Below are 20,899 nucleotides of genomic sequence, written 5' to 3'. Positions count from 1 at the left end.
GATTATCTCAACTATACCTTATCAACAAGAGCGTATATCGTAACGGTAACACAGCAAAGGGAGCATAATGATGAGCACGTCAGACGAGACCAATAACGCGGCATCAGTCGGCAAATGTCCGTTCCATCAGGGCGGCGTCGATCACAGCGCGGGTGCAGGTACCGGCAGCAAAGAATGGTGGCCAAAACAACTCCGCATCGATCTTCTTAGCCAACATTCCAATCGTTCGAACCCACTGGGTGAAGACTTCGACTACCGCAAAGAATTTAGCAAGCTTGATTACTCCGCCCTTAAAGGCGACCTCAAAGCACTTTTAACCGACTCCCAACCGTGGTGGCCTGCCGACTGGGGCAGCTATGCGGGCCTGTTTATTCGTATGGCCTGGCACGGCGCGGGTACCTATCGCTCCGTTGACGGACGCGGCGGTGCCGGACGCGGTCAACAGCGCTTTGCACCGCTGAACTCCTGGCCTGATAACGTGAGCCTGGATAAGGCGCGCCGCCTTCTGTGGCCTATCAAGCAAAAATACGGACAAAAAATTTCCTGGGCTGACCTGTTTATCCTCGCGGGTAACGTGGCGCTGGAGAACTCCGGCTTCCGCACCTTTGGTTTTGGCGCCGGGCGTGAAGACGTCTGGGAGCCGGATCTGGACGTGAACTGGGGCGATGAAAAAGCCTGGCTGACCCACCGTGACCCGGAAGCGCTGGCGAAGCGACCTCTCGCCGCTACCGAAATGGGCTTGATCTACGTTAACCCGGAAGGGCCAAACGCCAGCGGTGAACCTCTGTCTGCTGCGGCGGCAATTCGCGCGACCTTCGGCAACATGGGCATGAACGATGAAGAGACCGTGGCGCTGATTGCGGGCGGACACACTCTCGGCAAAACGCACGGCGCGGGTGAAGCCACGCACGTGGGTACCGATCCGGAAGCCTCGCCAATTGAAGCGCAGGGCCTGGGCTGGGCCAGCACGCACGGCACGGGCGTTGGCGCAGATGCCATTACCTCCGGTCTGGAAGTCATCTGGTCGCAAACCCCGACCCAGTGGAGCAACTACTTCTTTGAGAACCTGTTCAAATACGAATGGGTACAGACCCGCAGCCCGGCAGGGGCGATTCAGTTTGAAGCCGTGGATGCACCGGAAATCATGCCTGACCCGTTCGACCCGTCGAAAAAACGCAAACCAACCATGCTGGTCACCGACCTGACGCTGCGTTTTGATCCGGAATTCGAGAAAATTTCCCGCCGTTTCCTGAACGATCCGCAGGCCTTCAACGAAGCCTTTGCGCGTGCGTGGTTCAAGCTGACCCACCGCGATATGGGGCCAAAAGCGCGGTACATCGGCCCGGAAGTGCCGAAAGAAGATCTGATCTGGCAGGACCCGCTGCCGCAGGCGGTGTTTAATCCTTCGAAAGAAGACATTGAAAGCCTGAAGGCGGAAATTGTGGCATCCGGTCTGTCCGTGAGCGAACTGGTTTCGGTTGCCTGGGCGTCAGCTTCAACCTTCCGCGGTGGCGATAAGCGCGGCGGCGCTAACGGCGCCCGTCTGGCGCTGGCACCTCAGCGCGACTGGGATGTTAACGCCGCAGCGGTTCGCGCGTTACCGGCCCTGGAAGCTATTCAGCGCACCACCAACAAAGCCTCTCTGGCCGATATCATCGTGCTGGCGGGCGTCGTGGGCGTGGAGCAAGCTGCGAAAGCCGCAGGCGTTTACGTCAACGTACCGTTCACGCCGGGCCGTGTGGATGCGCGTCAGGATCAGACGGATATCGAGATGTTTAACCTGCTCGAACCGATTGCCGACGGCTTCCGCAACTACCGTGCGCAGGTGGATGTGTCTACCACCGAGTCACTGCTGATCGACAAAGCCCAGCAGCTGACGCTGACCGCGCCTGAGCTGACGGTGCTGATCGGTGGCCTGCGCGTGCTGGGTGCCAACTTCGATGGCAGCAAGAATGGCGTGTTCACCAACCGTGAGGGCGTGCTGAGCAACTATTTCTTCGTGAACCTGCTGGATATGAACACCCAGTGGAAAGCGACCGACGAATCAAACGAACTGTTTGCCGGTAGCGACCGCACCAGCGGTGAAGTGAAATACACCGCCACCCGTGCCGACCTGGTCTTCGGTTCCAACGCTGTCCTGCGCGCGCTGGCTGAGGTTTACGCCAGCAGCGATGCCAGCGAGAAGTTCGTTCGTGACTTCGTAGCGGCATGGGCGAAGGTGATGGATCTGGATCGGTTTGACCTGCAGTAACCCTTGTGCCGGGTGGCGGCTACGCCTTACCCGGCCTACAAAAGCGTGTCATTCGTAGGCCGGGTAAGCGCAGCGCCACCCGGCTTTTTCATTACTCCCACTCTTGCAAGAATCGCTGTCCGTACTGGTCCGCGACCAGCAGCGCCGCATACACTTGATCCGGCGTGACGCCGCCCGGCATGTTGTGAATAGTTTCCCCTTCGGCACAGGAGGCTTCCGCGATCAGTCGCATTTTGGCCGGAATATCCTCTTTGATGTTCAACTGCGCCAGGGTGATCGGCAGCCCTACGCTGTGACAAAGTGCCGCGACGGTTTCGATCTCTTCTACCGGCGCGTTTTCCAGCACCAGCTGCGTCAGCGTGCCAAACGCCACTTTTTCCCCGTGGTAGAAGTGATGCGCATCCGGCACCGCGGTCATGCCATTATGAATAGCGTGTGCCGCTGCCAACCCACCACTTTCAAAACCGACACCGCTAAGATAGGTATTCGCTTCGATAATGCGTTCCAGAGCAGGCGTCACCACGTGCTGTTCCGCTGCCAGCATCGCCTTTTCACCCTCTTCAACCAGCGTGTTGTAGCACAGCTCGGCCAGCGCTAACGCCGCCTGTGTGCACTTGCCGCCCGCCATGGTGGTTGCCCCGCTGCGCGAGCAGGCGCGTGCTTCAAACCAGGTCGCCAGCGCATCGCCAATCCCGGCGGCCAGCAGCCGTGCCGGTGCGCCAGCCACCACTTTGGTGTCGACGATGACCATGTTCGGGTTGTGCGGCAGCATCAGGTAGCGATCGAACTCGCCGCTGTCGGTATAAATCACGGAAAGGGCGCTGCACGGCGCATCGGTGGAGGCGATAGTTGGCGCAATGGCGACCGGCACATCCATAAAGTGGGCAAGCGCTTTGGCGGTATCCAGCGTTTTACCGCCGCCAATGCCCAGCACCGCCATGCAGTCGGCGCTGTCGGCCAGCTTTTTCAGGCGATCGATTTCATTTTGTGAACATTCGCCACCAAATGGCGCAATTTCTACGTGGAGTCCGGCATTTTTGAAACTCTTGTGCAGGGTTTCTTCGGCAAAACCCAGCACAAATTTATCGCCGACAACCAGCCAGCGCTGTGCCAGTGGTTTCAGATAGTCGCCGAGACGGGTAAGCACATCAGCACCCTGGATGTATTTCCCAGGTGATTGAATGATACGGTCCATAACAGTTCTCCCTTAGAGGTTGAGGTTACCAAACGCGTTTTTCCAGTCCTGTTCGAACTTCTCTATGGCTGACTCTACCGCCGGGGTGCCGAGCATTTGTTGCGCTACATCTAAAGGAAGTGTGATTGCTTCACATCCGGCGAGAAGGCAGTCCAGCGCCTGGCGCGGCGTTTTGAAGCTGGCGGCGAGCACTCTGCTTTCCGGTGCGTGCAGTTCCAGCAGGGATTGTAGCTCCTGGACCATGCGAATGCCGTCACCACCCTGAGCATCAACGCGGTTGACATAGGGGGCGACATATTTCGCTCCCGCCAGCGCGGCGAACAAACCCTGTGCGGCGCTATAAACGGCAGTACCCAGCGTGGTAATACCCTCCTTTTTTAGCGCCTTGATCGCGGTAAGTCCCTCAGCCGTGACAGGGATTTTCACCACGATGTCCGGTATGGCATTACTCAGGCGTTTAGCTTCCGCCACCATGCCTTCTGCGTCGCGGCTCATGGTTTGGGCAAACAGCGTGCCTTCTGGTCCAATGGCTTTTTGCAGACGCGGGAGCACCTCCCAGATGGATTCGCGGCTGGCAGCGATAATGCTTGGGTTGGTGGTAACGCCCGCAATGGGAAAAATGCGCGCCAGGCGTTCAACTTCCGCGACGTCGGCGGTATCCAGATACAGTTCCATTATTTTTCCTTAAGTCAGAAAGGTTGAATAAAGGATAAGGCGCGCTCAGGCGAGGCGGATACAGGTCAATTTTGCCAAATACTGGACAAATGTAATGTCTCTGGCGAAGTGAGAGAGCGATCACAATGCTACTTTTTGGCGATCAGCTGGCTGTGATACTGGCGTCGATATTCGGAAGGGGAACGTTCGGTGTGCTTGCGAAAGAGACGGCAAAAGTAGTTGCTGTCCGTAAACCCGCAGCGTGTGGCGATATCTTTAATTTTGAGATCGTAGCCTTTCAGCAGTTGGCGCGCATGTTCCAGACGCGTATGCGTCAGATACTCATTAAATCCGACGCTGCCGACTTTCTGAAAAAGATGGGAAAGGTAGTTTGGTGAGATGTAGAACGCCTGCGCCACGGATTCCCGGGTTAACAAAGAGGCATAATTTTCTTCGATATAGCGCCGAACGGCTTCGAATAGTGCCCGGCTGCGGTTGTCGGTGTGAATGTCGCTGCCAAGCAGGTCCCGACAGTGGCTGAGCAGGCTTAAAACCACCAGTCCTGCTGTGTCTTGCTCCTCAGGCTGCATCTGTAATTCGGTGAGCGTTTGCAGAAGAAAAGCCCCCGTTCGCGGGCCACGTCGGGCAACCTGTAATTGTTGTAAGAGCACATTGTCGCGCCGTAGCTCGATTGTAAGCTGCTGCTTACCGAAGTGTACGCTCAGAGTATCAGAAGGGGGATGAGTGACGTCTCCGAATGACGAAAATAACGCCTCGCAGGGGGTATCAAGGATAATGACAAGGCAGGGGGATGTACGACGTTGCTTATCGGATGGGGCCAGGAAATGAATCTGACCCAGCGGTAACGTGCGGTTCACCAGGTCAGTCAAAATCTGGGTGATATCGAAATGCATAAGGAGACTACCGAAATTTGCCGGGCGGCGCTGCGCTTACCCGGCCTACTTATCGTAGGCCCGTGCAAGCGCAGCGCCGCCGGGCGTAAAGCATTAGCCGGTGTTACGCATACCTGCCGCAACGCCTGCAATCGTCACCATCAGCGCCTGTTCAACGCGTGGATCCGGCTCTTTACCTTCCTCTTCCGCCAGACGCGAACGGTGCAGCAGCTCTGCCTGCAGGACGTTAAGCGGGTCGGTGTAGATATTACGCAGCTGGATAGATTCGGCAATCCATGGCAGGTCTTCCATCAGGTGTGAGTCGTTGGCGATATCCAGCACCACTTTGATGTCGCCTTCCAGCAGTTCCCGCAGCTCTTTACCCAGCGTCCACAGCTCAGGTTTCACCAGACGCTGATCGTAGTATTCCGCCAGCCACAGGTCAGCTTTCGAGAAGACCATCTCAAGCATGCCCAGGCGGGTAGAGAAGAACGGCCAGTCGCGGCACATGGTTTCCAGTTCATTTTGCTTGCCGTCTTCCACCACTTTCTGCAGTGCGGCACCGGCACCCAGCCAGGCGGGCAGCATCAGACGGTTTTGCGTCCAGGCGAAGATCCACGGAATTGCACGCAGAGACTCGACGCCACCGGTTGGGCGACGTTTGGCCGGGCGCGAGCCCAGCGGCAGTTTACCCAGCTCCTGTTCAGGGGTTGCCGAGCGGAAGTAAGGCACGAAATCTTTGTTTTCACGCACGTAGCCGCGGTACAGATCGCAGGAGATGTCTGACAGCTCGTCCATGATGCGACACCAGGATTCTTTCGGTTCCGGCGGCGGCAGCAGGTTCGCTTCCAGAATGGCGCTGGTGTAGAGCGACAGGCTGCTGATGGTCACTTCCGGCAGACCGTATTTAAAGCGGATCATCTCGCCCTGTTCGGTGACGCGCAGGCCGCCTTTCAGGCTTCCCGGTGGTTGTGACAGCAGTGCCGCGTGAGCAGGCGCGCCGCCACGGCCGATTGAGCCACCGCGTCCGTGGAAAAGGGTCAACTCAATACCGGCTTTCTCGCAGGTTTTGATCAGTGCATCCTGCGCCTGATACTGTGCCCAGGATGCCGCCATCACGCCCGCGTCTTTTGCGGAGTCGGAATAGCCGATCATCACCATCTGTTTGCCCTGAATAAAGCCGCGATACCAGTCGATGTTCAGCAGCTGCGTCATCACGTCGTTGGCGTTGTTCAGGTCGTCGAGGGTTTCAAAGAGTGGCGCGACCGGCAGAGCGTAGTCGATACCGGCTTCTTTCAGCAGGAGGTGAACGCCCAGCACGTCGGACGGGGTTTTCGCCATGGAGATCACATAGGCGGCCACCGATCCTTTCGGCGCGTCCACGATCGCCTTACAGGTATTGAGCACTTCACGCGTGTCGTTGCTTGGTTCCCAGTTGCGCGGCAGGAGAGGGCGCTTGGAATTCAGTTCGCGGATCAGGAAGGCCTGCTTGTCGGCTTCGGACCAGCTTTCATAATCGCCGATGCCGAGATAGCGGGTCAGTTCACCCAGCGCTTCAGTATGACGGGTACTTTCCTGACGCACATCGATACGCACCAGCGGCACGCCGAAACACTTCACGCGGCGAAGGGTGTCGAGCAGTTCGCCGTTGGCGATGATGCCCATGCCACAGGCCTGAAGCGACTGGTAACAGGCGTACAGTGGATCCCAGAGCTGCTCGTTCTGGCTGAGCAGACCTTCTGGTTTCGGCAGGCGCTGGCCTTTGAGGCGTGCTTCCAGCCAGGCCTGAGTCGCCATTAGCTGACCACGCAGTTTTTTCATCAGGAAACGGTACGGCTCGCTGGCACCTTCTTCCCCTGCCAGCGCGCGCAGTTCCGGCGTTGCTTCAACCATCGACAGCTCGGAGATCAGTACCTGAATATCTTTCAGGAACAGATCGGTCGCTTTCCAGCGGCTCAGCAGCAGGACGTGGCGGGTGATTTCCGCTGTTACGTTGGGGTTGCCGTCGCGGTCACCGCCCATCCAGGAGGTGAAGCGCACCGGAACAAAATCGACCGGCAGGCGGTAGCCCAGGTTCTCTTCCAGCTGTTCGTTTAGCTCGCGCAGGTAGTTTGGTATCCCTTCCCACAGGCTGTTTTCCACTACCGCAAAACCCCATTTGGCTTCGTCGACCGGGCTTGGGCGATGCTTACGAATTTCATCGGTATGCCAGGACTGGGCAATAAGCTGGCGCAGACGGCGCATCAGCTGATTGCGCTCGTAGTCGGCGATGTCTTTGTTGTCTAACTGCTTCAGACAGTTGTTCACTTCCACCATTTTGTGGATCAGCGTACGACGAGTGATCTCGGTTGGGTGAGCGGTCAGCACCAGCTCCAGCGAAAGAGATTCCACTGCTTTTTTGATGGTGGCTTCGTTGAGATTGGGCTGGTCTTTGAGTTTACGAAGCGTACGGGCAATGACTTCCGGGTTGCTGGCAGCTTCGCCGTTGGGCGAAATGCTGTGGTATTGCTCAGCGGTGTTGGCCAGATTCAGGAACTGGCTGAATGCGCGTGCAACGGGTAGCAGCTCATCATTTGACAGGTTCTGCAAGGTGGTGAGCAGCTCCTGACGATTGGCTTCGTTACCGGCACGGGAAGATTTAGACAGCTTGCGGATGGTTTCAACGCGGTCGAGGATGTTTTCCCCCAACGCATCTTTGATGGTATCTCCAAGCACTTTGCCGAGCATACTGACATTACTACGCAACGCGGAATATTGTTCGTTCATAAAAACCCAGTCACCCCATCATTTTTGTTTATGCCCAATCGAAAATCTTTTGGACATTATTTTGTCATCTCCCTTTATAAAGCCACGTAAAACCCCCGTCGTCAATTGCTGCGAAAACGGTTCAGCAAACGAATAAATGTGGGCAATTTACGAAATTTAATTCGCTTTGCGTCAGATAAGAGATGCTTATGGGAATGTGACGGAGATCATGCGATTTGTTGCCCTCACCCTAACCCTCTCCCACAGGGAGAGGGGACTGTTCGGTGCGTTTTAATGCCAGCAGAAGTGATGGACAACCTGGGTAATCAGTTCGCGGGTAGGTTTGATGAAGCGGGTTTCCAGATATTCATCCGGCTGGTGGGCCTGGTTGATAGAGCCGGGGCCGAGCACCAGCGTCGGGCACAGGGTCTGAATAAACGGCGCTTCGGTGCAGTAGTTCACCACGTCGGTTTTTTCGCCGAGCAGTTTTTCCACCACCTGGACCAGCTGGTGATCCGGCGGGCACTCATAGCCCGGGATCGGCGGATGCAGTTCCGAAACCGTCAGACGACCCGGCCAGCGTTCGCTCACCGGGGCCAGCGCTTCATTCAGCAGACCGTCGAGATCGCTCAGGGTCATGCCCGGCAGTGGGCGGATGTCCATATGCAGTTCGCAGCAGGCGCAAATGCGGTTCGAGGCATCGCCGCCGTGCAGGCTGCCGAGGTTCAGCGTCGGATACGGCACGGTGAACGCCTCGTAGTGATAGCGCTCTTTCAGGTCGTCGCGCAGGGCCATGATGCGGCCGATGGCGTCATGCATCAGTTCGATGGCATTCACCCCACGTGCCGGATCGCTGGAGTGGCCGGACTGGCCGAGCACGCGCACGGCAGTAGAAATGTGGCCTTTATGGGCGCGAATCGGTTGCAGAGACGTCGGCTCGCCGATGATCGCGCAATCCGGGCGAATCGATGTGTTTTCAGAGAAGTAGCGCGCGCCCGCCATGCTGGTCTCTTCATCGGCGGTCGCCAGAATGTAGAGTGGTTTTTTCAGTTTCGTCACGTCCACGTCACGCAGCGCGTCGAGGATAAAGGCGAAGAAGCCTTTCATGTCGGCGGTACCCAGGCCATAGAGCTTATTGTCGTGCTCGGTCAGGGTGAACGGGTCGCGCGTCCAGCGGCCATCGTCAAAGGGAACGGTGTCGGTATGACCGGCCAGCAGCAGGCCGCCAGCACCGGTACCGGTGCTGGCGAGCAGGTTGAATTTGTGACGTGTTCCGGGGACGGGCTGAACCTCAACGTTAAACCCAAGATCGCTAAACCAACCCGCCAGCAGATTGATTAAAGACTCATTGCTCTGATCCAGCGCTTCTTCCGTTGCGCTGATGGACGGAGTGGCAATCAGGGCGCGGTAGATCTCGATAAATGGCGGTAAGTTCATTTTCATTGTTGACACACCTTAGGTCGTGATAGTATCAATATTCATGCAATAAATGTGAATAAAAATACATTAACGTTGAGCATAAAGGAACCCGATGTTGAATACGCTGATTGTAGGCGCTAGCGGTTATGCGGGCGCAGAGCTTGTAAGCTACGTGAATCGCCATCCACATATGACCATAACCGCTTTGACCGTGTCAGCGCAAAGCAATGATGCAGGAAAGTTAATTTCCGATTTGCATCCGCAGCTTAAGGGGATTGTTGACCTGCCGCTGCAGCCAATGTCTGACATCAGCGAGTTTACCGACGGCGTCGACGTGGTGTTTTTAGCCACCGCGCACGAGGTCAGCCACGACCTGGCGCCGCAGTTCCTGGCGGCTGGCTGCGTGGTCTTCGACCTCTCCGGGGCGTTCCGGGTGAACGACGGGGCGTTCTACGAAAAATATTACGGCTTCACTCATCAGCACCCGGATTTGCTCGAAAAAGCGGTGTACGGCCTGGCGGAGTGGAGCGCAGACAAACTGAAAGAAGCGAACCTGATTGCCGTGCCGGGCTGCTATCCGACGGCGGCACAGCTTTCCCTGAAGCCGCTGATCGACGCGGGCCTGCTGGATCTCAACCAGTGGCCGGTGATCAACGCCACCAGCGGCGTGAGCGGAGCAGGGCGCAAGGCCGCTATCTCTAACAGCTTCTGCGAAGTGAGCCTTCAGCCGTATGGCGTGTTTAATCACCGTCATCACCCTGAAATCACCACGCATCTGGGTGCCGAGGTGATTTTCACCCCGCACCTGGGCAGCTTCCCGCGTGGGATCCTCGAAACCATTACCTGCCGCCTGAAGCCTGGCGTGACCAAAGAGCAGGTGAACGAGGTCTTCACCCAGGCGTATGCGGATAAACCGCTGGTGCGCCTGTACGACAAAGGCGTGCCGGCGCTGAAAAACGTGGTCGGCCTGCCGTTCTGCGACATCGGCTTTGCCGTGCAGGGTGAGCATCTCATCGTCGTCGCCGCAGAAGATAACTTACTCAAAGGCGCTGCCGCACAGGCAATGCAGTGTGCAAATATTCGTTTCGGTTTCCCGGAAACGCAGGCTCTTATTTAAGGTGTGATGATGAACCCATTAATTATCAAACTCGGTGGTGTACTGCTGGACAGCGAAGAAGCGCTGGAGCGTCTGTTTACCGCGCTGGTGAACTATCGTGAATCACACCAACGTCCGCTGGTGATTGTGCACGGCGGCGGCTGCGTGGTGGACGAGCTGATGAAAGGGCTCAACCTGCCGGTGGAAAAGAAAAATGGCCTGCGCGTGACGCCTGCTGATCAGATTGACATCATTACCGGTGCGCTGGCGGGTACGGCGAACAAAACGCTGCTGGCGTGGGCGAAGAAACACCACATCGCGTCCGTTGGCCTCTATCTTGGCGATGGCGACAGCGTAAAAGTGACCCAGCTCGACGAAGCGCTCGGCCACGTTGGACTGGCACAGCCGGGTTCGCCTAAGCTGATTAACACGCTGCTGGAAGGTGGTTTCCTGCCGGTGGTGAGCTCTATCGGCGTGACCGAAGAGGGCGAGCTGATGAACGTCAACGCTGACCAGGCGGCGACCGCACTGGCGGCAACGCTGGGTGCGGATCTGATCCTGCTCTCCGACGTGAGCGGCATTCTGGACGGCAAAGGCCAGCGCATTGCGGAAATGACCGCTGAGAAAGCCGAGCAGCTGATTGCGCAGGGCATTATTACCGACGGCATGATCGTCAAAGTGAACGCCGCGCTGGATGCCGCACGCACGCTGGGCCGCCCGGTGGATATCGCCTCCTGGCGTCACGCGGAGCAGCTCCCGGCGCTGTTTAACGGCACGCCGATTGGCACGCGTATTCTGGCTTAAGATTCTGTGCCGGATGGCGCTTCGCTTATCCGGCCTGCGTGAATTTTGTAGGCCCGGTAAGCGCAGCGCCACCGGGCAAAAATATCATCATTAAGGAAATTCGTTATGGCACTTTGGGGTGGGCGTTTTACACAGGCAGCGGATCAGCGGTTCAAACAGTTCAACGACTCTTTGCGCTTCGACTACCGCCTGGCCGAACAGGATATTGTCGGCTCTGTGGCCTGGTCCAAAGCGCTGGTGACCGTTGGCGTACTGACTGCAGACGAACAGCTGCAGTTGGAAGAGGCGCTGAATAACCTGCTGGAAGAGGTGCGTCTGGATCCGCAGCAAATCCTGCAGAGCGATGCCGAAGATATTCACAGCTGGGTGGAAGGCAAACTGATCGACAAAGTGGGTCAGTTGGGTAAAAAGCTGCACACCGGGCGCAGTCGTAACGACCAGGTCGCCACCGACCTGAAGCTGTGGTGTAAAGATACCGTTGGCGAACTGCTGGCGGCCAACCGTCAGCTGCAGAGCGCGCTGGTGGAAACCGCGCAAAACAACCAGGACGCGGTGATGCCGGGCTATACCCACCTGCAGCGCGCCCAGCCGGTGACCTTTGCGCACTGGTGTCTGGCCTACGTTGAGATGCTGGTGCGTGACGAAAGCCGTCTGCAGGATACCCTGAAACGTCTGGACGTCAGCCCGCTGGGCAGCGGCGCGCTGGCGGGTACCGCTTACGACATCGACCGTGAACAGCTGGCAGGCTGGCTGGGCTTTGCCTCCGCCACCCGTAACAGCCTGGACAGCGTGTCCGACCGCGACCATGTGCTGGAGCTGCTGTCTAACGCATCCATCGGGATGGTGCATCTCTCGCGCTTTGCCGAAGACCTGATCTTCTTTAACTCTGGCGAAGCGGGCTTCGTCGAGCTGTCCGACCGCGTGACCTCAGGCTCATCCCTGATGCCGCAGAAGAAAAACCCGGACGCGCTGGAGCTGATCCGCGGCAAATGTGGCCGCGTGCAGGGTGCGCTGACCGGCATGATGATGACCCTGAAAGGGCTGCCGCTGGCGTACAACAAAGATATGCAGGAAGATAAAGAAGGGCTGTTCGACGCGCTCGACACCTGGCTGGACTGTCTGCATATGGGCGCGCTGGTGCTGGACGGCATTCAGGTGAAACGTCCGCGCTGCCAGGAAGCGGCGCAGCAGGGTTATGCCAACTCCACCGAGCTGGCGGATTATCTGGTGGCGAAGGGCGTACCGTTCCGTGAAGCGCACCATATTGTGGGTGAAGCGGTGGTAGAAGCGATTCGCCAGGGTAAACCGCTGGAAGATCTGCCCCTGGCTGACCTGCAGAAATTCAGTGCGGTGATCGGGGAGGATGTGTATCCGATTCTGGCGCTGCAGTCTTGTCTGGATAAGCGTGCGGCGAAAGGCGGCGTGTCGCCGAAGCAGGTGGCGCAGGCAATTGCGGATGCGAAAAACCGGTTGGTTTGATTGGGTTTAAATAGTGCGGGCTGGTGCCCTCACCCCGGCCCTCTCCCACGGGGAGAGGGAGAAAAACGGAGCCTGGCTTATCGCCAGGCTTTTTTACGCAAAAAAAAGCGGACCACGGGGTCCGCAAAAGTTCACGTTGGCTTTAGTTGTTCGAGTTTTGAGAGAAACTCGTTTGACGGTGCGGGGACGTCAAGGGTCAAACACGTGCCGCCTCGTCTATGTGCTGTATTATTCAACAGAATGCTTGATAGGGATAATCGTTCGTTGCTATGCTATCTATCGCCATGAACTATCGTGGCGACGGAGGATGAATAATGAATATTCGTGATCTTGAATACCTGGTAGCGTTAGCCGAGCATCGTCACTTTCGCCGCGCGGCAGATTCCTGCCACGTCAGCCAGCCCACGCTGAGCGGTCAGATCCGCAAGCTGGAAGACGAGCTGGGCGTGATGCTGCTGGAGCGCACCAGTCGTAAGGTTCTGTTCACACAGGCAGGTCTTCTGCTGGTGGATCAGGCGCGCACCGTGCTGCGCGAGGTCAAAGTGCTCAAGGAAATGGCAAGCCAGCAGGGGGAGGCAATGTCCGGCCCGCTGCATATTGGCCTGATCCCAACCGTTGGCCCGTACCTGTTGCCGCACATCATTCCGATGCTGCACCAGACGTTCCCGAAACTCGAAATGTACCTGCATGAAGCGCAAACCCATCAGCTGCTGGCGCAGTTAGACAGCGGCAAGCTCGACTGTGCGATTCTGGCGCTGGTAAAAGAGAGTGAAGCCTTTATTGAAGTACCGCTGTTCGATGAGCCGATGATGCTGGCGATCTATGAAGATCACCCGTGGGCGAACCGCGATCGCGTACCGATGGCCGATCTGGCCGGTGAAAAGCTGCTGATGCTGGAAGATGGCCACTGCCTGCGCGATCAGGCGATGGGCTTCTGCTTCGAAGCGGGTGCCGATGAGGATACCCATTTCCGCGCAACCAGCCTGGAAACGCTGCGTAATATGGTCGCGGCGGGAAGCGGTATTACGCTGCTGCCTGCGCTGGCCGTGCCGCGCGAGCGTAAGCGTGATGGCGTGGTGTATCTGCCGTGCATTAAGCCGGAGCCGCGTCGCACCATTGGCCTCGTTTATCGTCCGGGTTCACCGCTGCGCAGCCGCTATGAGCAGCTGGCAGAGGCCATCCGTGGTTCGATGGATGGCCATTTTGACAACGCGTTAAAACAGGCGGTTTAAGCCGTTCAGCGCAGCTACCCGGTAGGCTTCCGCCATCGTCGGGTAGTTAAAGGTGGTGTTAACGAAGTACTCGATGGTGTTACCACCGCCTTTCTGCTCCATTATTGCCTGGCCGATATGAATGATTTCCGCCGCGCGTTCACCGAAGCAGTGAATACCGAGGATCTCTTTCGTCTCGCGATGGAACAGGATCTTCAGCGTACCTACGCTCATCCCCACGATTTGCGCCCGCGCCAGATGTTTAAACTGGGCACGTCCCACCTCGTAAGGCACCTTCATTGCCGTCAGCTGCTGCTCGGTTTTACCGACCGAACTGATTTCCGGAATAGTGTAGATCCCCGTTGGGATATCTTCGATCAGGTGCGCCGTCGCTTCGCCTTTTACCAGCGCCTGTGCGGCAATGCGTCCCTGGTCGTAAGCGGCAGAGGCCAGGCTTGGGTAACCAATCACGTCGCCGACCGCGTAAACGTGCGGTAGCGCGGTCTGGTACATGCTGTTGACCTTCAACTGACCGCGGCTGTCGGTCTCAAGCCCGATATTTTCCAGCTGCAGTGAATCCGTGTTGCCGGTACGGCCGTTGGCGTACAGCAGGCAGTCCGCCTTCAGCTTCTTGCCGGACTTCAGGTGCATGATCACCCCGTCGTCGCAGCCTTCGATCTTCTCGTACTCTTCGTTATGGCGAATCACCACGCCGCTGTTCCAGAAGTGGTAGGAGAGGGAGTCTGACATCTCCTGGTCGAGGAATGCCAGCAGGCGGTCGCGGGTGTTGATCAGGTCAACTTTGACCTCCATTCCGCGGAAGATCGACGCATATTCGCAGCCAATCACGCCCGCGCCATAGATGATCACATGGCGTGGCTCGTGCTGCAGGCTGAGGATGGAGTCGCTGTCGTAAACGCGTGGGTGGGAGAAGTCCACGTCTGCCGGATGGTACGGGCGTGAACCGCAGGCAATCACAAATTTTTCGGCGGTGAGGGTTTCAACCGAACCGTCGTGGCATTCGAGTGCCAGGGTATGTTCATCCACAAAATGCGCGTTGCCCTGCAAAATCTCACAGTGGTTACGCTCATAAAACCCCTGACGCATGCGCGTCTGCTGGTTAATGACGGTATCCGCATGATTCAGGATGTCAGCAAAGGAGGAACGAAGAAGTCGGGAGTGGTCGCTGTAGAGAGGGTTCTGGTTAAATTCAATAATGCGGCTAACGGCGTGGCGGAGGGCTTTCGAAGGGATGGTGCCCCAGTGGGTGCAACCGCCGCCGACATTATGGTAGCGCTCAATGACCGCTACTCTAGCTCCCTGTTTCACCAGACCCATAGCAGCGCCTTCGCCGCCGGGGCCGGAACCAATAACTATTGCGTCGTAATCGTAGGAATGTGGCATGGCAAGGCTTACCTGTTCTTATACATAAAAGCAACAGAATCATAACATCATTGCCGGGGTAACCCAATTATCGTTGTGCTTTTTTCCGGCAGTGGAGCACAAACCGCACGTAAACAATCATTCACAAAGCCAGGCAAACAGATTAATTTTATTCTCTGGTATAGTGCCATCAGGCCTTTGGAAGGATTCAACTATCGTGATGGGCGTAAGAGCACAACAAAAAGAGAAAACCCGGCGTTCGCTGGTGGAAGCAGCATTCAGTCAACTGAGTGCTGAGCGGAGTTTTGCCAGTTTGAGCCTGCGCGAAGTCGCACGCGAGGCCGGGATTGCGCCAACGTCCTTCTATCGTCACTTCCGTGATGTGGATGAACTGGGCCTTACCATGGTCGATGAGAGCGGGCTGATGCTGCGACAGCTGATGCGCCAGGCGCGTCAGCGTATCGCCAAAGGGGGCAGCGTGATCCGCACTTCCGTATCGACCTTTATGGAGTTTATCGGCAATAACCCCAACGCGTTTCGTCTGCTTCTGCGCGAGCGTTCGGGCACATCGGCGGCGTTTCGTGCCGCCGTCGCGCGCGAAATTCAGCATTTCATCGCGGAACTTGCCGACTATCTGGAACTCGAAAACCATATGCCGCGTGCGTTTACTGAAGCGCAGGCCGAGGCGATGGTGACGATAGTTTTCAGCGCGGGTGCCGAAGCGCTGGATGTCAGCATTGAACAACGCAAGCAGCTCGAAGAGAGACTGGTATTGCAGCTGCGCATGATTTCGAAAGGTGCGTACTACTGGTATCGCCGCGAACAAGAGAAGTTGGCACATCAAACCGAAGAGTGAAGGTGAGTAATGAAACAGTCAGGTCAGGATAAAGGGACGCTGTTGCTGGCATTGATCGCTGGCTTATCCATTAATGGTACGTTTGCCGCTATTTTTAGCTCAATCGTTCCATTTTCGATTTTCCCGCTTATTGCGCTGGTGCTGACGGTTTACTGCCTGCATCAACGTTACCTGAACCGCACCATGCCGGTGGGGTTACCGGGGTTGGCCGCTGCCTGCTTTATTCTGGGCGTCTTGCTGTATAGCACCGTGGTGCGCGCGGAGTATCCGGATATCGGCTCTAACTTCCTGCCTGCGGTACTGTCTGTGGCGCTGGTGTTCTGGATTGGCTCACGCATGCGTAGCCGCAAGAGCCAGTTGCCGGAGTAATGAATTATTTGTAGGGCAGGTAAGCGAAGCGCCGCCTGCCAAAAACGCCGGATGGCGCTACGCTTATCCGGCCTACAGATCACCGCGCGGTAAGTAAAACGCCGCACTCCATATGGTGCGTATACGGGAACTGATCGAACAGCGCCAGACGTTCAACCTTGTGCGTCTGGCTCAATGTTTCGAGGTTCTTGCACAGCGTCTCCGGGTTACAGGAAATGTACAAAATGCGCGGGTACGCCTGCACCATCTTTTCGGTTTCGCTGTCCAGGCCACTGCGCGGCGGGTCGACAAAAATCGTCTCACACTGATAGCTCTTCAGATCGATCCCTTCCAGGCGGTTAAACTGGCGTACGCCGTTCATCGCCTGCGTGAACTCTTCTGCCGCCATACGAATGATCTGCACGTTGTCGATATGGTTAGCGGCAATGTTGTACTGCGCGGCGGCAACCGACGGTTTGGCGATTTCCGTTGCCAGCACGCGATCGAAGTTACGCGCCAGCGCCAGCGAGAAGTTGCCGTTACCGCAGTACAGCTCAAGCAGATCGCCCGTTGACCCTTCTGTCGCCTTCAGCGCCCACTCCAGCATTTGCACGTTCATTGCGGCGTTCGGCTGGGTGAAGCTGTTTTCGACCTGACGATACACCATCTCTTTACCTGCTACCGGCAGGCGCTCGTCGACGTAGTCCTGGTCGAGCATGATTTTAGTTTTGGTCGCGCGGCCAATCAGGTGAAGGTTGATGTTCTGCGCACGCAGCGCGTCACGCAGGGCTTCGGCCTGCTCGCGCCACTCGTCGTTCAAGGCTTTGTGATACAGCAGAGAGACAATCGCCTGGTTGCTTTGCGTGGTGAGGTAGTCAATCTGGAACAGCTTGTGGCGCAGGACAGGGTTATTGCGCACGCCGTCCATTATCAGCGTCATTAACTGGTTAATGAGTTCGCTCGCCGCCGGAAAGCTGTCCACGCGAATACGGGATTTCGTCTGCTGATCGAAAATGATGTGGTACAGGTCGTTACCGTCGTGCCAGATGCGGAACTCGGCGCGCATGCGGTAGTGGCTGACAGGAGAGCGGAACACCTCGGGAACGGGCGCGTTGAAAGGCGTCATCATACTTTGCAGGCGGACGACTTTCTCTGCCAGCTGCGCGTCGTACTGTTCTGTCGGGAGGTGTTCTGGGGTCATGATACGTCCTGAGTGATAAAGAATTACGCGGGGATTGTAGGCATTGTTCAGGGGATGTCCAGATTTAATGGCCAATAGCTGTCTGGACATCTATACGTGTCTAATTGTAGCATTCTGTTTCCGGTCTCCTGAGAGTGAAAAGGGAATCCAGTGTGAATCTGGAGCTGACGCGCAGCGGTAAAGACTGGCGGGATGAATGTTGTAGACACTGTGAAAATGGGAAGTCTTCATCCGTGTAACGCCACCTAGCCCGAAGACCTGCCGGGATCACGTCGCATTTGGTTTCATCATCGCGTGCTATAGATGAGGCCTGCGGCATCCTTCTTATATTGTGGATGCTTTAACAATGATTAAAAAAGTATCGCTGTTGACGGCGTTGTCCGTCACGGCATTTTCGGGCTGGGCGCAGGATAGCGCCGACTCGTTGGTGGTGACGGCAAATCGTTTTGAACAACCTGAAAAATCTGTTCTGGCTGCAACCTCGGTTGTGACGCGTGAAGATATTGATCGCTGGCAATCCACGACCGTTATTGATGTCATGCGCCGCCTGCCCGGCGTGGATACGGCGCAAAATGGCGGGATGGGGCAACTCTCTTCTCTCTTTATACGTGGCACTAACTCCAGCCACGTCCTGATTCTCGTCGATGGTATTCGCCTTAACCAGGCGGGCGTTACGGGATCGTCAGATCTCAGCCAGTTTCCGATCTCCCTGGTACAGCGAATCGAATACATTCGTGGACCACGTTCTGCTGTGTATGGTTCAGACGCGATTGGCGGCGTGGTGAACATTATCACCACGCGAGCAAAAGACGGTACAACGTTGAACGCGGGAGTCGGTTCGCACGGTTACCAAAATTATGGTGGCAGCACGCAGCAAACATTGGGCGACAGCACGCGCGTGACGCTGGCGGGTGATTACACCTATACCAAAGGTTTTGATGTGGTCGCGGACGGCAACAACGGTGGTCTTGCTCAGACCGATCGCGACGGTTATATGAATAAAACGATATACGGCGCGCTGGAACATACATTCTCTGAGCAGTGGAGTGGCTTTGTGCGCGGTTATGGCTACAGCAACCGTACCGCTTATGACGGCTATTACAGCGCATTTACACCTGATGTGCTGGTTGATTCTCGCCAGTTGTATAGTCAGACCTGGGATGCCGGGTTGCGCTTTAACGAGGACATCTTCCATTCACAGTTGCTCTCCAGCTACAGCCACAGTAAAGACTTTAACTACGATCCGCATCTGGGGCGTTATGACTCCACGGCGACGCTGGATGAAATCAAACAGTACAACGTTCAGTGGACCAACTCCGTTGATGTTGGACACGGCAACATTGGCGCCGGTGTCGACTGGCAGAAACAGAGCACTGAGCCCAACACAAACTATGTCACGAATGGCTACGACTTGCGTAACACGGGCATCTATCTGACCGGGTTGCAAAAATTAGGCGACTTTACTCTCGAAGGAGCAGCCCGTAGCGACGATAACTCTCAGTTTGGTCGACATGGTACCTGGCAAAGCAGTGCCGCCTGGGAATTTATTGAGGGTTATCGGTTCATCGCCTCTTATGGCACGGCATATAAAGCGCCTAATTTAGGGCAGCTTTATGGCTTTTATGGCAACGACCATCTTGATCCAGAAGAAAGCAAGCAGTGGGAAGGTGCATTCGAGGGGCTTACGGCAGGTGTGAGCTGGCGTGTTTCAGCTTACCGTAACGATGTCGATAATCTTATCGACTTCAATAACAACCTTCAGGAATATTACAACGTCGGCAAAGCACGTATCAAAGGTGTAGAAGCCACGGCGTCATTTGACACTGGCCCGTTGATGCATACTGTCGGTTATGACTATGTTGATGCGCGTAATGCGACGACCAACGAAGTTCTCGATCGTCGCGCTAAGCAGCAGGTGAAGTACCAGCTCGATACCCAGATCTATGATCTCGACTGGAGCCTGACTTACCATTACCTGGGGACGCGTTACGATACCAACTTTGGAACCTATCCGTATCAAAAGGTTAAAATGGGCGGTGTAAGCCTGTGGGATGTCGCAGTTTCATATCCTGTCACCTCTCACCTCACAGTTCGTGGTAAAATAGCCAACCTGTTCGATAAAGATTACGAGACAGTTTATGGCTATCAAACTGCAGGACGGGAATACACCTTGTCTGGCAGCTACACCTTCTAATCCGCGCCCCACCGTGCTGGTGTTTGATTCCGGCGTCGGTGGGCTTTCGGTCTATGATGAGATTCGGCATCTTCTGCCGGATCTCCATTATATCTACGCCTTCGATAACGTCGCGTTCCCGTATGGGGAAAAGAGTGAAGACTTTATTGTGGAGCGTGTGGTTGAAATCGTCACAGCGGTTCAACAGCGCTATCCCCTGGCGTTGGCGGTTATTGCCTGCAATACGGCGAGCACGGTCTCCCTTCCTGCCCTGCGTGAAAAATTCCCGTTCCCTGTTGTGGGTGTTGTGCCTGCAATTAAACCCGCTGCACGTCTGACGGCGAATGGTATCGTCGGTTTGCTGGCCACGCGTGGTACGGTAAAACGTCCTTATACGCGCGAACTCATTGACCGTTTCGCCAATGAGTGCCAGATCGCAATGTTGGGTTCGGCAGAACTGGTGGAGATGGCGGAAGCCAAGTTGCACGGAGAGGCGGTGTCACTTGACGAGCTGCGTCGCATTCTTCGCCCGTGGCTGCGGATGCCGGAGCCACCGGATACGGTTGTGCTGGGCTGCACTCACTTCCCTTTATTACAGGAAGAATTGTTAGAGGTTCTCCCGGAAGGAACCCGACTGGTGGATTCTGGTGCTGCTATCGCCCGTCGTACGGCCTGGCTGCTGGAGCACGAAGCACCGGATGCGAAATCTACCGATGCGAATATCGCGTTTTGTATGGCCATCACGAAAGAGACTGAGCAACTTTTACCCGTTTTACGCCGTTATGGGTTTGAAACGCTCGAAAAACTGGCGCTCTGACACAGTTTTGCGCAAAAAAGAGACGGTTAAACGTTTTTTTTAAAAGAGGGGTTGTCAACGTCTGAGAACTCCCTATAATGCGCCTCCACTGACACGGAACAACGGCATGCAAGCCGCCGGGTTAGCGGGGTTCAGAGATGAACGCCAACAGAGAAAAGTGAAAATAATTGCTTGACTCTGAATGAGGAAAACGTAATATACGGGACCTCGCAACGGTGAGCGAAAGCCGCGTTGCACTGCTCTTTAACAATTTATCAGACAATCTGTGTGGGCACTCAAAGTGACATGGATTCTTAATGTCTTCGGACAATAAATGAATACCAAGTCTCTGAGTGAACATACGTAATTCATTACGAAGTTTAATTCACGAGCAT

At 56.1% G+C, this 20,899-nt stretch carries 16 protein-coding genes and 1 riboswitch; of the genes, 9 read left to right on the top strand and 7 right to left on the bottom strand.

The features are described 5' to 3' along the window. The first annotated feature begins 70 nt into the window (after positions 1-70). Positions 71-2,251 carry a catalase/peroxidase HPI gene (katG, locus tag N2K86_RS21880; RefSeq protein ID WP_260661745.1) on the top strand — a complete coding sequence of 727 codons (2,181 nt, stop codon included), beginning with the start codon at positions 71-73 and terminating at the stop codon, positions 2,249-2,251. Between the two features lie 91 nt (positions 2,252-2,342). Here the strand turns inward: katG and gldA are convergent, their stop codons facing one another. The 5 genes from gldA to argE all read right to left on the bottom strand — a co-directional run bounded on the left by gldA (position 2,343) and on the right by argE (position 9,181). Beyond that, the gene (gene gldA / locus N2K86_RS21875; RefSeq protein WP_260659951.1) at positions 2,343-3,446 is read right to left on the bottom strand and encodes a bifunctional L-1,2-propanediol dehydrogenase/glycerol dehydrogenase; all 1,104 of its coding nucleotides are present in this window, start codon (positions 3,444-3,446) and stop codon (positions 2,343-2,345) included. Between the two features lie 12 nt (positions 3,447-3,458). Continuing rightward, positions 3,459-4,121 (bottom strand): fructose-6-phosphate aldolase, encoded by a 663-nt coding sequence (gene fsa, locus N2K86_RS21870; RefSeq protein WP_260659950.1) that lies wholly within the window; start codon positions 4,119-4,121, stop codon positions 3,459-3,461. A 128-nt stretch (positions 4,122-4,249) separates the two neighbouring features. After that, positions 4,250-5,014 (bottom strand): helix-turn-helix transcriptional regulator, encoded by a 765-nt coding sequence (locus tag N2K86_RS21865; RefSeq protein WP_260659949.1) that lies wholly within the window; start codon positions 5,012-5,014, stop codon positions 4,250-4,252. A 93-nt stretch (positions 5,015-5,107) separates the two neighbouring features. Further along, a complete protein-coding gene (ppc, locus tag N2K86_RS21860; RefSeq protein WP_260659948.1) occupies positions 5,108-7,759 on the bottom strand; it encodes a phosphoenolpyruvate carboxylase in 2,652 nt (883 codons plus the stop codon). Between the two features lie 270 nt (positions 7,760-8,029). Further along, on the bottom strand, positions 8,030-9,181 hold the full coding sequence (gene argE, locus N2K86_RS21855; protein WP_059355514.1) for an acetylornithine deacetylase: 1,152 nt from the start codon (positions 9,179-9,181) through the stop codon (positions 8,030-8,032). Between the two features lie 88 nt (positions 9,182-9,269). On the opposite strand from argE, the gene argC reads away from it, so the two are divergent. The 4 genes from argC (at position 9,270) to oxyR (ending at position 13,768) form a co-directional block, all read left to right on the top strand. Then, positions 9,270-10,274, top strand: coding sequence for an N-acetyl-gamma-glutamyl-phosphate reductase (argC, locus tag N2K86_RS21850; RefSeq protein ID WP_260659947.1), 1,005 nt, complete (start codon positions 9,270-9,272; stop codon positions 10,272-10,274). A gap of 6 nt (positions 10,275-10,280) precedes the next feature. Beyond that, positions 10,281-11,057, top strand: coding sequence for an acetylglutamate kinase (gene argB / locus N2K86_RS21845; RefSeq protein ID WP_260659946.1), 777 nt, complete (start codon positions 10,281-10,283; stop codon positions 11,055-11,057). Between the two features lie 105 nt (positions 11,058-11,162). Then, positions 11,163-12,536, top strand: coding sequence for an argininosuccinate lyase (gene argH / locus N2K86_RS21840; RefSeq protein ID WP_260659945.1), 1,374 nt, complete (start codon positions 11,163-11,165; stop codon positions 12,534-12,536). 314 nt (positions 12,537-12,850) lie between these two features. After that, the gene (oxyR, locus tag N2K86_RS21835; RefSeq protein WP_014172176.1) at positions 12,851-13,768 is read left to right on the top strand and encodes a DNA-binding transcriptional regulator OxyR; all 918 of its coding nucleotides are present in this window, start codon (positions 12,851-12,853) and stop codon (positions 13,766-13,768) included. On the opposite strand, the gene sthA is transcribed toward oxyR, so the two are convergent. Next, complete coding sequence (gene sthA / locus N2K86_RS21830; protein WP_126817877.1) at positions 13,751-15,151, bottom strand: Si-specific NAD(P)(+) transhydrogenase; 1,401 nt, start codon at positions 15,149-15,151, stop codon at positions 13,751-13,753. The genes oxyR and sthA overlap by 18 nt on opposite strands. 196 nt (positions 15,152-15,347) lie before the next feature. Between sthA and fabR the strand changes: the two genes are divergently transcribed. Next, complete coding sequence (gene fabR, locus N2K86_RS21825) at positions 15,348-15,986, top strand: HTH-type transcriptional repressor FabR (protein ID WP_008501784.1); 639 nt, start codon at positions 15,348-15,350, stop codon at positions 15,984-15,986. A gap of 9 nt (positions 15,987-15,995) precedes the next feature. Then, positions 15,996-16,355 (top strand): YijD family membrane protein, encoded by a 360-nt coding sequence (locus N2K86_RS21820; protein ID WP_042713638.1) that lies wholly within the window; start codon positions 15,996-15,998, stop codon positions 16,353-16,355. A 79-nt stretch (positions 16,356-16,434) separates the two neighbouring features. On the opposite strand, the gene trmA is transcribed toward N2K86_RS21820, so the two are convergent. After that, the gene (trmA, locus tag N2K86_RS21815) at positions 16,435-17,535 is read right to left on the bottom strand and encodes a tRNA (uridine(54)-C5)-methyltransferase TrmA (protein WP_260659944.1); all 1,101 of its coding nucleotides are present in this window, start codon (positions 17,533-17,535) and stop codon (positions 16,435-16,437) included. Positions 17,536-17,639: 104 nt separating this feature from the next. Beyond that, positions 17,640-17,815, top strand: a riboswitch (cobalamin riboswitch). 66 nt (positions 17,816-17,881) lie between these two features. On the opposite strand from trmA, the gene btuB reads away from it, so the two are divergent. Together btuB and murI are read left to right on the top strand one after the other, a co-directional pair. Next, on the top strand, positions 17,882-19,729 hold the full coding sequence (gene btuB, locus N2K86_RS21810; protein ID WP_260659943.1) for a TonB-dependent vitamin B12 receptor BtuB: 1,848 nt from the start codon (positions 17,882-17,884) through the stop codon (positions 19,727-19,729). Continuing rightward, positions 19,674-20,525 carry a glutamate racemase gene (murI, locus tag N2K86_RS21805; protein WP_260659942.1) on the top strand — a complete coding sequence of 284 codons (852 nt, stop codon included), beginning with the start codon at positions 19,674-19,676 and terminating at the stop codon, positions 20,523-20,525. Before btuB ends, murI begins: the two co-directional genes overlap by 56 nt. Positions 20,526-20,899 lie beyond the last annotated feature (374 nt).

Source organism: Enterobacter mori (assembly GCF_025244905.1).
Lineage (GTDB): Bacteria > Pseudomonadota > Gammaproteobacteria > Enterobacterales > Enterobacteriaceae > Enterobacter > Enterobacter mori_A.
This window is presented reverse-complemented; position numbering and strand designations above follow the sequence as displayed.